We start from the raw sequence: 16,548 nt of genomic DNA on the forward strand, positions 1-16,548 counted from the left end.
TAATGTTTATATGACATTTGAAATTGTATTTGTACTATTATCCCTATTAGGAATGGTAGCGGCTTTGATAGCAGATAAGATGCGTCCGGGCATGATACTTTTTTCGGTAGTGGTTTTGTTTCTGTGTGCCGGCATTCTGACTCCTAAGGAGATGCTGGAAGGGTTTAGTAATAAAGGGATGATTACCGTTGCTCTGCTGTTTCTGGTGAGTGAGGGTATTCGTCAGTCGGGCACATTGGGACAAGTGATTAAGAAGTTGCTTCCGCAAGGAAAGACGACAGTATTTAAGGCACAGTTGCGTATCTTACCTTCGGTGGCATTTATTTCTGCCTTTCTGAATAATACGCCTGTTGTGGTTATTTTTGCCCCGATTATCAAGCATTGGGCTAAGTCGGTGAATCTCCCGGCTACGAAGTTTCTGATTCCTCTTTCTTATGTGACTATTTTAGGAGGTATCTGTACCTTGATCGGTACTTCTACCAATCTGGTGGTGCACGGTATGATATTGGAGGCCGGATTTGAAGGCTTTTCTATGTTCGAGCTCGGAAAGGTGGGTATTTTTATAGCTATTGCCGGAATCATTTATATATTTCTTTTCTCCAAACGTCTTTTGCCGGATGCACGTCCGGATACGGCTGTGCCGGATGAAGAAGTAGAAGAAGGGGAGAAGTTGCATCGGGTAGAGGCTGTTTTGGGTGCCCGTTTTCCCGGTATCAATAAAAAACTGAAGGATTTTAATTTCCAGCGTCATTACGGTGCGGAGGTAAAAGAGATTAAAACACGTAACGGACAACGTTTTGTGTCGAATCTGGAGGAAGTGGTACTTCACGAAGGGGATACATTGGTGGTGATGGCGGATGATACGTTTATTCCGACATGGGGGGAATCTTCTGTGTTTGTCTTGTTGACGAATGGGAATGAGCCGGATACTACCGGGAAGAAGAAGCGTTGGTTTGCTTTGCTGTTGCTGGTTCTGATGATTGTCGGCGCAACGGTGGGTGAGCTTCCGATAACGAAGGAGATGTTTCCGGATATCAAACTGGATATGTTTTTCTTTGTGTCTATTACTACTATTATTATGGCATGGACGAATCTGTTCCCTGCCCGTAAATATACTAAATATATTTCGTGGGATATTCTGATTACGATTGCCTGTGCTTTTGCTATCAGTAAGGCAATGGTGAACTCTGGTGTGGCGGATAGTGTTGCGAAGTTTATTATCGGGTTGAGTGATGATTACGGCCCGCATGTGTTGCTTGCAATGGTATTTATTATCACGAACTTGTTTACGGAATTGATAACTAATAATGCAGCAGCGGCTTTGGCGTTTCCTTTGGCACTGTCAATCTCTGCCCAATTAGGAGTGAGCCCTACGCCTTTCTTTGTGGTGATCTGTATGGCTGCATCTGCCAGCTTCTCGACACCGATCGGTTATCAGACAAATTTGATTGTGCAAGGTATCGGTAACTATAAGTTTACGGATTTTGTACGTATCGGGTTGCCGCTTAATATTATCACTTTCTTAATCTCTATTATTCTGATCCCGTTGATCTGGAACTTTTAAATAAAATTGTAAATGGAAGAAAAGAACCATATATATCCGATATTTGACCGCATGATGACGCGGCAGGACAAAGAAGAGCTTTTGGGGCAACACAGTGTGATGATCTGGTTTACCGGATTGAGTGGTTCCGGAAAGAGCACGATTGCCATCGCATTGGAACGTGAACTTCATAAGCGTGGATTGCTTTGCCGTATCCTGGATGGGGATAATATCCGTAGTGGAATTAATAATAACCTGGGATTCTCCGAAACGGACCGGGTGGAAAATATCCGTCGCATAGCGGAAGTGTCGAAGTTGTTTCTGGATAGTGGTATCATTACGATTGCTGCATTTATCAGCCCTAATAATGATATTCGCGAAATGGCTGCAAACATTATTGGTAAGGATGATTTTCTGGAGGTTTTCGTTAGTACTCCGCTGGAGGAATGTGAGAAACGTGATGTGAAAGGATTGTATGCGAAGGCACGGAAAGGGGAAATTCAGAATTTTACAGGAATTTCCGCACCTTTCGAGGTTCCCGAACATCCGGCTTTGTCACTGGATACTTCCAAATTGACTTTGGAGGAGTCGGTGAACCGTTTGTTGGAGCTTGTTTTGCCAAAAGTGAAGTGTATAAAATGAAATAAATATGGAAGAATATAAATTAAGCCACTTGAAGGAGCTCGAAGCCGAGTCTATTCATATCATCCGCGAGGTGGCGGCGGAATTTGAGAATCCGGTGATGCTTTACAGTATCGGAAAGGATTCCTCGGTGATGGTACGCTTGGCTGAAAAAGCGTTTTATCCGGGTAAAGTGCCATTCCCGTTGATGCATATCGATTCGAAATGGAAGTTCAAGGAGATGATTCAGTTTCGTGATGAATATGCGAAGAAGTACGGATGGAATCTGATTGTTGAAAGTAATATGGAGGCTTTTCATGCAGGGGTAGGACCTTTTACGCATGGAAGCAAGGTGCATACGGACTTGATGAAGACGCAGGCTTTGCTTCATGCGTTGGATAAGTATAAGTTTGATGCTGCATTTGGTGGTGCCCGTCGTGACGAGGAGAAGTCACGTGCGAAGGAACGTATTTTCTCTTTCCGGGATAAGTTTCACCAATGGGACCCGAAGAATCAGCGTCCTGAATTGTGGGATATTTATAATGCCCGCGTGCATAAGGGGGAAAGTATTCGTGTATTCCCGATTAGCAACTGGACTGAATTGGATATTTGGCAGTATATTCGCTTGGAGAATATTCCGATCGTTCCGTTATATTATGCTAAGGAGCGTCCGGTAATTAATTTGGATGGCAATATTATTATGGCGGATGATGACCGTTTGCCTGAAAAGTACCGTGACCAGATTGAAATGAAGATGGTTCGTTTTCGTACGTTGGGCTGCTGGCCTCTGACAGGGGCAGTGGAAAGTGGAGCTGCTACGATTGAAGAGATTGTGGAGGAAATGATGACTACGACGAAGAGTGAACGTACTACCCGTGTGATTGACTTTGACCAGGAGGGTAGTATGGAACAAAAGAAGCGTGAGGGATACTTTTAATTGTAACTAGTTATGGCAGATAATAAATTAGATATAAAAGCTTTTCTGGACAAGGATGAACAGAAAGACTTGTTGAGACTGTTGACTGCGGGTTCGGTAGATGATGGAAAATCAACGTTGATCGGACGCTTGTTGTTTGACAGTAAGAAACTGTATGAGGATCAGTTGGATGCACTGGAGCGTGATAGTAAACGTGTGGGGAATGCGGGCGAGCATATTGACTATGCGTTATTGCTCGATGGATTGAAGGCTGAACGTGAACAGGGTATTACGATTGACGTGGCTTATCGCTATTTCTCAACGAATGGTCGTAAGTTTATCATCGCGGATACTCCGGGACACGAACAGTATACCCGTAATATGATTACCGGGGGATCTACGGCTAACTTGGCTATTATCTTGGTGGATGCTCGTACCGGAGTGATTACCCAGACTCGTCGCCATACTTTCCTGGTGTCTTTGCTAGGAATCAAGCATGTGGTGTTGGCTGTCAACAAGATGGACCTGGTGGGTTTCTCGGAAGAGCGTTTTAACGAGATTGTGGCTGACTATAAGAAGTTTGTTGCTCCATTAGGTATTCCTGACGTCAACTGTATTCCACTTTCTGCATTGGATGGGGATAATGTGGTGGATAAGTCTGAACGTACTCCGTGGTACAAGGGGATTTCTTTGCTCGATTTCCTTGAAACGGTTCATATTGATAATGACCATAATTTTACGGATTTCCGTTTCCCGGTTCAGTATGTGCTTCGTCCGAATCTGGATTTCAGAGGATTCTGTGGTAAAGTTGCATCCGGTATCGTTCGCAAAGGGGATACGGTGATGGCGCTTCCTTCCGGAAAAACATCTAAGGTGAAGAGTATCGTGACTTATGACGGGGAATTGGATTATGCTTTCCCACCGCAGTCTGTGACCTTGACATTGGAGGATGAGATCGATGTGTCGCGCGGCGAAATGTTGGTGCATCCTGACAATCTGCCAACGGTGGATCGTAACTTTGATGCTATGATGGTCTGGATGGATGAAGAACCGATGGATGTAAATAAGTCGTTCTTTATTAAGCAGACTACCAATTTGAGTCGTACGCGTATTGATACGATAAAGTATAAGGTGGACGTGAATACGATGGAGCATCTGTCTCTGGAGAATGGTCAGCTGACTAAAGAGACGTTGCCTTTGCAGTTGAATCAGATTGCCCGTGTGGTGCTGACTACGGCTAAGGAATTGTTCTTTGATCCTTATAAGAAGAATAAATCTTGTGGCTCATTTATCCTGATTGACCCGATCACTAATAATACTTCGGCAGTAGGTATGATTATCGACCGCGTGGAAATGAAAGATATGAGTGACACGGAGGATATTCCGGTATTGGATATGGCAAAACTGGGAATTGCTCCGGAACATTATGAAGCGGTAGAGAAAGCTGTGAAGGAACTGGAACGTCAGGGCCTTGCAGTGCGACTAATAAAATAGATTGTTCAACAATAAATTGAAAACTGAAAATGACAGCATTCTGTCGTCTTTAATTTTTAATTCTTAATTTCTAATTAATAAAGTGGGATTACTCGAATTTAATAAACTTCCGATTAATACATTGGTAGGTGCCGACTGGAAGACATTCAAGGCTATCACCGCCGGGCGTGAAATTGACGCAGCCTACAAAGGTAAATACCGATTGACGAAGGCTGTGTGCCGATTGCTTTCTCCACTGGCGTCATTACAAGACAGGCGTTACGAGAAGTTGCTGGCTAATCAGCCATTGGAGCATGATCCGGTGTTCATTTTGGGACACTGGCGGAGTGGAACTACATTTGTACATAATGTGTTCTCTTGTGACAAGCATTTTGGGTATAACACTACTTATCAGACTGTATTTCCTCATCTGATGATGTGGGGACAGCCTTTCTTCAAAAAGAATATGAGTTGGCTGATGCCGGATAAACGTCCGACGGATAATATGGAATTGGCAGTGGATCTTCCCCAGGAAGAGGAGTTTGCTTTGTCGAACATGATGCCTTATACATATTATAATTTCTGGTTCCTGCCGAAATATCAGCAGGAGTATGCCGATAAGTATCTTTTGTTTGATGATATAACGGATGCCGAGTTGAAGGTGTTTGAAGAGGTGTTCACGAAGTTGATTAAGATCTCTTTGTGGAATACCCGTGGTACTCAATTCCTTAGCAAGAATCCTCCGCATACCGGCAGGGTGAAGGAGCTGGTGAAAATGTTCCCGAATGCTAAGTTTATCTACCTGATGCGTAATCCGTATACTGTATTCGAATCTACACGCAGTTTCTTTACCAATACGATTCAGCCGCTGAAATTGCAGGATGTCAGCAATGAACAATTAGAGGAAAATATCCTTTCTATCTATGCAAAACTTTATCATAAGTATGAATCGGATAAGAAATTTATTCCGGAAGGTAACTTGATGGAAGTGAAGTTTGAAGATTTTGAAGCGGATGCGATGGGAATGACGGAGAATATTTATCAGTCTCTTTCTATCCCCGGATTTGCCGAAGCACGTAGTGATATAGAAAAATATGTGGGCGGAAAGAAGGGATATAAGAAGAATAAATATAAATATGACGACCGTACGATTCGTTTGGTAGAAGAGAATTGGGATTTTGCTTTGAAACAATGGGATTATAATTTATAAGAAGAAAAAGAAAGGAAAAGTATTGATGATTCAGAAAAGCGTTCATCGCCTGTTGATGACAGGTTTCGTTGCATTTATTTCTTCCTTGTCTTTGATGGCGCAACATAAAGTTGAAATGCTTCCTTTTGGGGACATGGATCAATGGGTGGACCGTCAGATAAAGGAATCGAGCATTATCGGTGGGAATACAAAGAATGTATATGCGATAGGGCCGACGACGGTAATTAAGGGAGATCAGGTTTATAAGAATATGGGCGGATCGCCTTGGGCTACTTCAAATGTGATGGCGAAAGTTGCCGGTATTACGAAAACTAATACTTCGGTATTCCCGGAGAAGCGGGGAGATGGATATTGCGCCCGTTTGGATACGCGCATGGAGAGTGTGAAAGTGTTGGGACTGGTTAATATTACGGTGTTGGCGGCTGGCTCTGTCTTTACCGGTTCGGTGCATGAGCCGATTAAGGGTACTAAAAACCCACAGAAAATGTTGCAGACCGGTATTCCGTTTACCAAAAAGCCGGTGGCTCTTCAGTTTGACTATAAAGTGAAGATGTCCGACCGGGAGAACCGTATTCGCGCTACCGGTTTCAGCAAGATTACGGATGTTCCCGGAAAAGATTATCCGGCAGCTATCCTGCTTCTGCAAAAACGTTGGGAAGATGCCAATGGAAATGTGTATGCAAAACGGATAGGGACTATGGTGACTTATTACTATCATTCTACAGACTGGAAAAATAATGCGACTTATGAAATTATGTACGGTGACATCACGAATCGTCCGGAATATAAGTCGCACATGATGCGTTTGCAGGCGACTGAAAGTTATACGGTGAACAGTAAGGGTGAAAGCGTGCCTATTCATGAAGTGGCCTGGGGAGATGAAAATGATGTTCCGACTCATATGTGTCTTCAGTTCACGTCCAGTCATGGAGGAGCCTATATCGGTTCTCCGGGAAATACACTGTGGATTGACAATGTAAAACTGGTATATTAACTAAAGTATATAGACAAAGAATAGAAATAGTCAGTGATCTAATTTCATCACTGACTATTTTTTTTTGTTTTAATTCTTCCACAACAAACCCCTTCAGATGCCTTCTGAAGTTATATTACACTTTTATCGCTCTATAAAATTCTATGAATGAATGAAAATTTACGTGTTTTTTTGTTTGTGTTATATTAAATATCTATATTTGCACTAATTTTAGAAGAAAGGATGACGTTTATTGTCTCTTAGTCAGGTGTAGAACATTTGGGTTGTGTATCTAGCCTGTAAGACAATTGAAATATATTATTTACTAAAATAAATTGAGATGAAAAAGGGTTTATTGTTTATTTTATTGGCAGCAGTCTCAGTATGTCTGCCTGCACAAGAAAAAGAAAATGCAGCAAAGAGTTATAGAGTGGAAACAAATCGCTTTGGTGCTAACTGGTTTATTAGTGGTGGCGTTGGCGCACAAATGTATTTTGGTGACAATGATGGTAAAGCTGACTTCGGAAAACGTCTTGCTCCGGCACTTGACATTGCTGTAGGTAAGTGGTTTACTCCGGGTATCGGATTACGTGTAGCTTACAACGGGCTTCAGGCTAAAGGTGCTACTCCTAATGCTAATGGTCCGCTTGTAGACGGAGGACAGTATTCTAATGGCTACTACAAAGAAAAGTGGAATGTGATGAACTTCCATGGAGATGTAATGCTGAATCTTTCCAATATGATTTGTGGTTATAGAGAAGATCGTCTGTATTCATTCATTCCTTATGCAGGAGCTGGATTTGTACATTCAGGAAAAGGTGCAGGTTATGACGAACTGGGTATCAATGCCGGTTTGATCAACCGTTTCCGTTTGTCTTCTGCTTTGGATCTTAACGTTGAATTGCGTGGACTTTTGATGAAAGGCGCATTCGGCAATTCAGGTCCTGAAGGATTGGCTGGTCTGACTGTAGGTGTTACTTACAAGTTTAAGAAACGTGGTTGGGATGCTGTTCCTACTGTACCAATGGTTCCGGAAAGCCAGTTGAACGACATGAGAGACAGAGTGAACGCTTTGAAGGGTGAAAACGAATCTTTGAAACGTGACTTGGTTGAAGCTCGTAACAAGAAACCTGAAGTGATCGTTAAGAAAGAAGCTGGATTCGTTCCACGTCTGGTTGTTGTATTCAATATCGGAAAGAGTAACATCAGCAAGAGAGAATACATGAATATTGAAGCTATGGCTAAGGGTATCAAAGCAACTGATAAAGTGTTTACTATAACAGGATATGCTGATAAGGGTACTGGTTCTGCTGAATACAACATGAAGTTGAGTAAGAAGAGAGCTGAAGCTGTTCGTGACCTGATGGTTAATGAATTTGGTGTTCCTGCTTCTCAATTGAAGGTTGATTACAAGGGTGGTGTAGGCAACATGTTCTATGATGATGCTAAGTTAAGCCGTGTAGCTATTGTTGAAGAATAATATACATTTGAAATAATAGAATAAAAGAGACGTTTCCTTTCACGGGAAGCGTCTTTTTTGTATTTTTGTACCCCATGAGCAGAATAGTAGCAATAGATTATGGAAGAAAGCGTACCGGAATAGCTGTGAGCGATACAATGCAGCTGATCGCAAACGGATTGACGACGGTGCCCACGCATGAACTTCTGAACTTTATCGGTGAATATATAGCTAAAGAACCGGTGGAGCGGATTATTATTGGATTGCCCAAGCAAATGAATAATGAGGTTTCGGAGAATATGAAGAATATAGAGCCTTTTGTTCGTTCGCTGAAAAAGCGTTATCCGGACCTTCCGGTCGAATATGTGGACGAACGTTTCACTTCTGTTCTTGCACACCGTACCATGCTGGAGGCAGGTTTGAAGAAAAAAGACCGCCAAAACAAGGCATTGGTGGACGAAATAAGTGCTACTATTATTTTGCAAACATATTTGGAGAGTAAACGTTTTTAGTATAGGACATAAGAATAACTTAATTTTTTAGTAGAGTATAAAAGTATGATTTTACCTATTTATGTATATGGTCAACCTGTATTGAGAAAGGTTGCAGAGGACATAACACCGGATTATCCGAATCTGAAAGAGTTGATTGAGAACATGTTCGAAACAATGGTACATGCGGACGGTGTAGGATTGGCTGCTCCACAGATTGGTTTGCCTATTCGCGTGGTTACGATTACATTGGATCCGCTTTCGGAGGAATATCCTGAATTTAAAGACTTTAATAAGGCGTATATCAATCCCCACATTCTGGAAGTAGGGGGTGAAGAAGTGAGTATGGAAGAGGGATGCTTAAGCCTTCCCGGTATTCACGAAACAGTGAAAAGGGGTGATAAAATTCGCGTGAAATATATGGACGAGAATTTTGTGGAGCATGAAGAAGAGGTGGAAGGTTATCTGGCTCGGGTGATGCAACATGAGTTCGATCATTTGGATGGTAAGATGTTCATTGACCATATCTCACCGCTTCGTAAGCAGATGATTAAAGGAAAGCTGAATACGATGTTGAAGGGAAAAGCGCGCAGTTCATATAAGATGAAACAGGTGAAATAAAGATAAAAAACGTTTATATCCCTGTTAAGTAAGCGAAAAGCATTATTTTTGCTTCGTTTACAAGCATAAAATATCAATGGTAAAAAGAATCTTAACAGTTTTATTACTGTTCCCAACGCTGGTGTGTGCTCAAATAAATACGGATCGGGTGATGACTATTGCCCGAAACGCTCTTTATTTTGAGGACTATGTACTTTCTATTCAGTATTTTAACCAGGTTATTAACGCTAAGCCTTATCTGTATGAACCTTATTTCTTCAGGGCATTGGCTAAACTGAATCTGGAGGATTTTCAGGGTGCTGAAGCAGACTGTGATGCAGCTATCCAACGCAATCCATTTGTGGTGGGTGCTTATCAGATTCGTGGTTTGGCAAGGATTCGTCAGAGTAAATTTGATGGAGCGATTGAGGATTATAAGAAAGCATTGCATTATGATCCGGAGAATATTACTTTATGGCATAACCTGACATTATCTCATATCCAGAAGAAGGATTATAATGCTGCGAAAGAGGATTTGGAAAGCTTGTTGAAGGTGTCTCCACGCTATACCCGTGCTTATTTGATGAGGGGGGAAGTGTCTTTACAACAGAAAGATACGATTGCTGCCTTGAATGACTTCAATAAGGCGCTTGAACTGGATAAATATGATCCGGATGCTTGGGCTGCAAGAGCGATTGTTAAATTACAACAGGCTAAGTATGCGGAAGCGGAAGCGGATTTCAACCGTGCTATTCCGTTGAGTGCTAAGAATGCTGGAAATTATATAAACCGTGCATTGGCTCGTTTTCATCAGAATAATTTAAGAGGTGCCATGAGCGATTATGATCTGGCATTGGATATTGATCCGAATAACTTTATCGGTCATTATAACCGCGGTTTGTTACGTGCACAGGTAGGAGATGATAACCGGGCTATCGAAGACTTCGACTTTGTTATCAAGATGGAGCCGGATAATATGATGGCTGTCTTTAACCGTGGTTTGCTGCGTGCGCAAACGGGTGATTATCGCGGGGCTATACAAGATTACACAACTGTTATCAATCAGTATCCGAACTTCCTGGCCGGATACTATCAGCGTTCGGAAGCTCGCAGAAAGATTGGAGATAAGAAGGGTGCGGAGCAGGATGAATTTAAAGTCATGAAGGCGCAGATCGACAAGCAGAACGGTGTGACGAACAAAGATGTAGCACAGAACAAGGATAAGGAAAATGATGAGGAAGGCGGAGAGAAGACCCGTAAGAAATCCGATAAGAATATGAATAACTATCGTAAGATAGTGATTGCGGATGATTCTGAAGCCGAACAACGCTATACAAGTGATTATCGTGGTCGTGTGCAGGATAAGAATGTAAATATAACGCTGGAACCGATGTTCGCTTTGACTTATTATGAGAAGATGAGTGACGTGAAACGTTCGGTGAACTTCCACAAATATATTGAAGACTTGAACCGTACGGGTATACTTCCGAAACGTCTTCGTATCACAAATATGGAAGCTCCATTGACGGAAGAACAGGTGAAGGTGCATTTTGCCTTGATTGATACACACACATCGGCGATTGTGGAAGATGACAAGAATGCTTCGAAACGTTTTGCCCGTGCGATTGATTTTTATCTGGTGCAGGACTTCTCGAGTGCGGTTTCTGATTTGACCCAGACGATCTTGCTGGATGGTGATTTCTTCCCGGCATATTTTATGCGTGCATTGATTCGTTGTAAACAGTTGGAATATCAGAAGGCTGAACAAGCTGTCGAAACAGATGTTGTTCCTGGCGATAATAAGCGTAAAGAGATTACCGCGGTAGATTATGAGGTGGTGAGAAAAGATTTGGATAAGGTGATTAATCTGGCTCCGGACTTTGTGTACGCATATTATAATCGTGCTAATGTTTCTGCCATGTTGAAAGATTACCGTGCCGCAATTATTGACTACGATAAGGCGATCGAGCTAAATCCTGATTTTGCGGATGCTTATTTCAATCGTGGACTGACTCACATTTTCTTAGGAAATAATAAGCTGGGCATTTCAGATTTGAGTAAAGCCGGTGAGTTGGGGATTGTTTCTGCTTATAATGTTATCAAACGTTTTACAGATCAATCGGAATAACATTTTTTTGATAAAAAATAGAAAACTCAAAAGATTTAGTTACTTTTGCGTTCAAATTATGAAAATATAACATCATCATATTATGATAAAGATAACATTTCCCGATGGCTCCGTTCGTGAGTATAACGAAGGAGTGAACGGTTTACAGATTGCTGAAAGTATCAGCTCGCGTCTGGCACAGGAAGTGCTGGCATGTGGCGTGAACGGCGAGACTTATGATTTAGGACGTCCTATTAATGAAGATGCTAATTTCGTTCTTTATAAATGGGATGATGAAGAAGGTAAGCATGCATTCTGGCATACAAGTGCACACTTGTTGGCGGAAGCTTTGCAGGAACTTTATCCGGGTATCCAGTTTGGTATCGGACCGGCTATTGAAAACGGATTCTACTATGATGTGGATCCGGGTGAAGCGGTAATTAAAGAAAGCGACCTTCCTGCCATTGAAGCTAAAATGTTGGAACTGGCTGCAAAGAAAGAAGACGTAGTCAGAAAAAGCATCGCAAAAACGGATGCTCTGAAAATGTTTGGTGATCGTGGCGAAACATATAAATGTGAATTGATTTCTGAACTGGAAGACGGACACATTACGACTTATACCCAGGGTGCATTTACTGACCTTTGTCGTGGTCCTCACTTGATGACGACTGCTCCGATCAAGGCTATTAAGTTGACTTCAGTGGCTGGTGCTTATTGGCGTGGTCATGAAGATCGTAAGATGCTGACTCGTATTTATGGTATCACGTTCCCGAAGAAGAAAATGCTGGATGAATATCTGGTGTTATTGGAAGAAGCGAAGAAGCGTGACCATCGTAAGATTGGTAAGGAGATGCAGTTGTTTATGTTCTCCGAAACTGTAGGTAAGGGACTTCCTATGTGGTTGCCGAAAGGTACTGCATTGCGTCTGCGTCTGCAGGAGTTCTTACGTCGTATCCAGACACGTTACGATTATCAGGAGGTGATTACTCCGCCAATCGGTAATAAGTTGCTGTATGTGACTTCGGGTCACTATGCAAAATATGGCAAGGATGCTTTCCAACCTATCCATACTCCGGAAGAGGGGGAAGAGTATTTCTTGAAACCAATGAACTGTCCTCACCACTGTGAGATTTACAAAAACTTCCCACGTTCTTATAAAGACCTTCCGTTGCGTATAGCTGAATTTGGTACGGTTTGTCGTTATGAACAAAGTGGAGAGTTACATGGTTTAACTCGTGTTCGTAGCTTTACGCAGGATGATGCGCATATCTTCTGTCGTCCGGAGCAGGTGAAAGATGAGTTCCTTCGTGTGATGGATATTATATCTATTGTGTTCCGTTCTATGGATTTCCAGAATTTTGAAGCACAGATATCTTTGCGTGATAAAGTGAACCGTGAAAAGTATATTGGTAGCGATGATAACTGGGAAAAAGCGGAACAGGCTATTATCGAGGCTTGTGCGGAGAAGGGCTTGCCTGCTAAGATTGAGTATGGAGAAGCTGCTTTTTATGGTCCTAAGCTTGACTTTATGGTGAAAGACGCTATCGGTCGTCGTTGGCAGCTGGGTACTATTCAGGTTGACTACAACTTGCCGGAACGCTTTGAACTTGAATATATGGGCTCTGATAATCAGAAGCATCGTCCGGTGATGATTCACCGTGCTCCGTTCGGATCAATGGAACGTTTTGTTGCTGTATTGATTGAGCACACTGCCGGTAAGTTCCCATTGTGGCTGACACCGGAACAGGTAGTTATTCTGCCGATCAGTGAGAAGTTCAATGAATATGCAGAACAGGTGAAGATGTATCTGAAAATACACGAAATCCGTGCGATTGTAGATGATCGTAACGAGAAGATCGGCCGCAAGATTCGTGATAATGAAATGAAGCGCATTCCTTATATGCTGATTGTCGGTGAAAAAGAGGCTGAAAATGGTGAAGTTTCTGTTCGTAGACAAGGCGAAGGTGACAAAGGAACCATGAAATTTGAAGAATTTGCTAAAATTTTGAACGAAGAAGTTCAGAATATGATAAATAAATGGTAACTTTGCAGCCGTTTCAAAATAAAATATTTAGTATAACAATAAAAAGATCAAACTAGGAAGTAAACGTTTTTAATGAAGAATGACACTCTAAAAGGGCAATACAGAATCAATGAACAGATTCGTGCCAAGGAAGTTCGCATAGTAAGCGATGATATTGAACCGAAAGTATATCCAATCTTTCAGGCTCTGAAAATGGCTGAAGAAAAAGAATTGGATTTAGTGGAAATTTCTCCTAATGCTCAACCCCCTGTTTGTCGTATTATTGATTATTCTAAATTTCTTTATCAATTAAAGAAACGTCAGAAGGAACAGAAAGCGAAGCAGGTGAAGGTTAATGTGAAGGAGATTCGTTTTGGTCCCCAGACAGATGACCATGATTACAACTTTAAGTTGAAACATGCTAAAGGATTCTTGGAAGACGGTGATAAGGTGAAGGCTTATGTATTCTTTAAAGGTCGTTCTATCCTTTTTAAGGAACAAGGTGAAGTATTGTTGCTTCGTTTTGCGAATGATTTGGAAGACTATGCAAAAGTGGATCAGATGCCGATATTGGAAGGTAAGCGTATGACTATCCAGCTTTCTCCGAAGAAGAAAGAAGCTCCTAAAAAGCCTGCAACGGCCGGAGCACCGAAACCTGCTGCTCCTGCACAAAAAGCAGAGAAGCCGGAAACGAGCGAAGAATAAGAAAAGGATGCGTAACGCGCAGGTATAGTGCGTTGCCATTATATATTTAATAATTTAAAAACAAGTAAGATGCCAAAGATGAAGACTAACTCCGGTTCTAAAAAAAGGTTTACCCTTACCGGAACAGGTAAAATCAAAAGAAAGCACGCTTTTCACAGTCACATTTTGACTAAGAAATCCAAGAAGAGAAAAAGAAATCTGTGCTACTCTACAACTGTTGATACAACAAATGTAAGCCAGGTTAAGGAACTCTTAGCAATGAAGTAATCAAAAGCGTAAAAGTATTATTAAAGTATTAACCGAATGCATTAGCCTGAAGTTCGCTGCGTGAAGTAGCGGCGCTAACATTCAAAAAAAGTAAAACTATGCCAAGATCAGTAAATCATGTTGCTTCAAAAGCAAGAAGAAAGAAAATTTTGAAATTGACCAGAGGTTACTTTGGTGCAAGAAAGAATGTATGGACCGTAGCTAAAAACACTTGGGAAAAGGGTTTGACTTACGCGTTCCGTGACCGTAGAAATAAGAAAAGAAACTTCCGCGCTCTTTGGATACAACGTATCAACGCTGCTGCACGTCTTGAAGGAATGTCTTATTCTAAATTGATGGGCGGTCTGCACAAAGCCGGTATTGAAATAAACCGTAAGGTTTTGGCTGATTTAGCTATGAATCACCCGGAAGCTTTCAAAGCTGTAGTTGCTAAAGCTAAAGCTGCTTAAGCATCAATAGTTTACGAGTTACAAAGTGTCAGTTACTAAGCTAGTAACTGACACTTTTCTTTTGTTAGGCGGATAAAAGGGAGTGAAAAAAATGTTAGTAGGTAAACAAATTCCTTTTTTTTCTTGTTAGTCTCATAGATTCTTATTACATTTGTGATACAAAAATATTAGCCGTATCGACTGGATCGGGAAACTCTTCAAATTAATCTGATGCACCGAGAAAGCTTCGTTCTTCAATGGCGGGCCACATCCTTCGGGACAGCTTTAAGCCGGTGGATTACAAAGAGGGCGAGCGCTCAAATCTTGTTCTATCAGAGTTTCATCACATCGTCGATGCGGCTTTTTTTATATACTTTTCTATGATATTTTATTTCTCCGGTACAGGTAATTCTAAGTGGATTGCAAATCAGCTTTCCAAAGAGCAAAAAGAAGAGTTGGTTTTTATTCCCGATGCGCTAAAGAATGAAGCATTGGAGTTTAGTTTGCAGGCAGGTGAAAAGATCGGTTTTGTATTTCCTATCTATTCGTGGGCTCCTCCTGAAATCGTACTTAATTTTATTCGGCAACTCTCTTTAAAGGGGTATAAAAGACAATATTTGTTTTTTGTTTGTTCCTGTGGGGATGATACCGGGCTTACGCAGCAGGTGCTGGAGAAGGCTTTGAGTCATAAAGGCTGGAAGTGTCATGCAGGCTTTTCTGTGACTATGCCCAATAATTATGTATTGCTTCCCGGTTTTGACGTAGATAAGAAAGAATTGGAGGAGAAAAAACTGGCAGATGCTATTCCGACTCTCAATCAAATAAATGCTTCAATAAGTAGGAGAGAGGAGTTGTTTCTTTGTCATGAAGGGAGTATTCCTTTTATTAAGACGAGGATTATCAATCCTTTATTTAATCGCTTTCAGATGTCTCCCGGGAATTTTTATACTACGGATGCTTGTATTGGATGTAAGCGTTGTGAGAAGAGTTGTCCGGTAGGGAATATTATGATGATGGGCAGAAAGCCTGTTTGGGGGATGGATTGCACCTCATGCCTGGCATGTTATCATGTTTGTCCGCAGCATGCGGTGCAATATGGGAAAAGAACGAAAGATAAAGGGCAGTATTTCAATCCTAATTAATCTACTCGCCAATTAATCTACTCGTCTTTGATTTTAATGCAGCAATTGGATAAGTCTTCAATGATAGCCAGGCTTTCTACTCTGACGCTTTGCTCCTCAAGTTTTTTACGCCCATTTTGGAAGGCTTTTTCAATAATGAATCCCATTCCTACCAAGTTTGCTCCGGATTGCTTGATGAGGTCGATAATGCCTAATGCGGCATTGCCATACGCGAGGAAGTCATCCACGAAAAGAATATTGTCATTTGGAGTGAGGAAATCGGCACTGATAACGACTTCATAATCACGATCTTTAGTGAATGAGTGCACAGTGGTGCTTAGTGCATTCTGGATGGTTTTAGGAGACTTCTTCTTTGCAAATACAACTGGTAAATCCATCAGGTAGCCTGTCATGATAGCAGGGGCGATGCCGCTGGCTTCGATTGTCATAATCTTATTTACGTTTGTGGCTGCAAAACGGCGGACAAACTCAACTCCGATTGATTTCATCAGGACAGGGTCCATTTGATGATTAATAAAACCGTCTACTTTCAGGATACCTCCTTCGTAGCACTTTCCGTCTTGCAGAATTCTTTTTTTAAGTAATTGCAT

At 41.7% G+C, this 16,548-nt stretch carries 16 protein-coding genes; 15 read left to right on the top strand and 1 reads right to left on the bottom strand.

Annotated elements, in window-relative coordinates:
- Window positions 1-10: 10 nt before the first annotated feature.
- The 15 genes from HMPREF9010_RS01635 to HMPREF9010_RS01565 all read left to right on the top strand — a co-directional run bounded on the left by HMPREF9010_RS01635 (window position 11) and on the right by HMPREF9010_RS01565 (window position 15,958).
- Complete coding sequence (locus HMPREF9010_RS01635; protein ID WP_008644081.1) at window positions 11-1,564, top strand: SLC13 family permease; 1,554 nt, start codon at window positions 11-13, stop codon at window positions 1,562-1,564.
- Between the two features lie 12 nt (window positions 1,565-1,576).
- Window positions 1,577-2,185 carry an adenylyl-sulfate kinase gene (cysC, locus tag HMPREF9010_RS01630; protein WP_004297522.1) on the top strand — a complete coding sequence of 203 codons (609 nt, stop codon included), beginning with the start codon at window positions 1,577-1,579 and terminating at the stop codon, window positions 2,183-2,185.
- Window positions 2,186-2,192: 7 nt separating this feature from the next.
- On the top strand, window positions 2,193-3,101 hold the full coding sequence (gene cysD / locus HMPREF9010_RS01625) for a sulfate adenylyltransferase subunit CysD (RefSeq protein WP_004297523.1): 909 nt from the start codon (window positions 2,193-2,195) through the stop codon (window positions 3,099-3,101).
- 12 nt (window positions 3,102-3,113) lie between these two features.
- On the top strand, window positions 3,114-4,574 hold the full coding sequence (cysN, locus tag HMPREF9010_RS01620; RefSeq protein WP_004307251.1) for a sulfate adenylyltransferase subunit CysN: 1,461 nt from the start codon (window positions 3,114-3,116) through the stop codon (window positions 4,572-4,574).
- 82 nt (window positions 4,575-4,656) lie between these two features.
- The gene (locus HMPREF9010_RS01615) at window positions 4,657-5,763 is read left to right on the top strand and encodes a sulfotransferase family protein (protein ID WP_004307250.1); all 1,107 of its coding nucleotides are present in this window, start codon (window positions 4,657-4,659) and stop codon (window positions 5,761-5,763) included.
- A gap of 25 nt (window positions 5,764-5,788) precedes the next feature.
- Window positions 5,789-6,757, top strand: coding sequence for a PCMD domain-containing protein (locus tag HMPREF9010_RS01610; RefSeq protein WP_004307249.1), 969 nt, complete (start codon window positions 5,789-5,791; stop codon window positions 6,755-6,757).
- Window positions 6,758-7,076: 319 nt separating this feature from the next.
- Window positions 7,077-8,216 (top strand): OmpA family protein, encoded by a 1,140-nt coding sequence (locus HMPREF9010_RS01605; RefSeq protein ID WP_004311450.1) that lies wholly within the window; start codon window positions 7,077-7,079, stop codon window positions 8,214-8,216.
- Window positions 8,217-8,290: 74 nt separating this feature from the next.
- Window positions 8,291-8,707, top strand: a complete 417-nt coding sequence (gene ruvX, locus HMPREF9010_RS01600) for a Holliday junction resolvase RuvX (RefSeq protein WP_004307247.1) — start codon at window positions 8,291-8,293, stop codon at window positions 8,705-8,707.
- A 45-nt stretch (window positions 8,708-8,752) separates the two neighbouring features.
- The gene (gene def, locus HMPREF9010_RS01595) at window positions 8,753-9,307 is read left to right on the top strand and encodes a peptide deformylase (RefSeq protein WP_004297529.1); all 555 of its coding nucleotides are present in this window, start codon (window positions 8,753-8,755) and stop codon (window positions 9,305-9,307) included.
- A 76-nt stretch (window positions 9,308-9,383) separates the two neighbouring features.
- Window positions 9,384-11,414, top strand: a complete 2,031-nt coding sequence (locus HMPREF9010_RS01590) for a tetratricopeptide repeat protein (RefSeq protein WP_004319106.1) — start codon at window positions 9,384-9,386, stop codon at window positions 11,412-11,414.
- Between the two features lie 82 nt (window positions 11,415-11,496).
- Window positions 11,497-13,437 carry a threonine--tRNA ligase gene (gene thrS / locus HMPREF9010_RS01585; protein ID WP_004297531.1) on the top strand — a complete coding sequence of 647 codons (1,941 nt, stop codon included), beginning with the start codon at window positions 11,497-11,499 and terminating at the stop codon, window positions 13,435-13,437.
- A 72-nt stretch (window positions 13,438-13,509) separates the two neighbouring features.
- Complete coding sequence (infC, locus tag HMPREF9010_RS01580; RefSeq protein ID WP_004307244.1) at window positions 13,510-14,121, top strand: translation initiation factor IF-3; 612 nt, start codon at window positions 13,510-13,512, stop codon at window positions 14,119-14,121.
- Between the two features lie 69 nt (window positions 14,122-14,190).
- Window positions 14,191-14,388 (top strand): 50S ribosomal protein L35, encoded by a 198-nt coding sequence (gene rpmI, locus HMPREF9010_RS01575; protein ID WP_004297539.1) that lies wholly within the window; start codon window positions 14,191-14,193, stop codon window positions 14,386-14,388.
- A 98-nt stretch (window positions 14,389-14,486) separates the two neighbouring features.
- Window positions 14,487-14,837: a 50S ribosomal protein L20 gene (rplT, locus tag HMPREF9010_RS01570; RefSeq protein WP_004297540.1), complete on the top strand. Its 351-nt coding sequence runs from the start codon at window positions 14,487-14,489 to the stop codon at window positions 14,835-14,837.
- A 359-nt stretch (window positions 14,838-15,196) separates the two neighbouring features.
- A complete protein-coding gene (locus HMPREF9010_RS01565) occupies window positions 15,197-15,958 on the top strand; it encodes an EFR1 family ferrodoxin (protein ID WP_032843327.1) in 762 nt (253 codons plus the stop codon).
- A gap of 17 nt (window positions 15,959-15,975) precedes the next feature.
- On the opposite strand, the gene xpt is transcribed toward HMPREF9010_RS01565, so the two are convergent.
- A complete protein-coding gene (gene xpt / locus HMPREF9010_RS01560) occupies window positions 15,976-16,548 on the bottom strand; it encodes a xanthine phosphoribosyltransferase (protein ID WP_008651654.1) in 573 nt (190 codons plus the stop codon).

It is taken from the genome of Bacteroides sp. 3_1_23 (assembly GCF_000162555.1).
Taxonomy (GTDB): domain Bacteria; phylum Bacteroidota; class Bacteroidia; order Bacteroidales; family Bacteroidaceae; genus Bacteroides; species Bacteroides ovatus.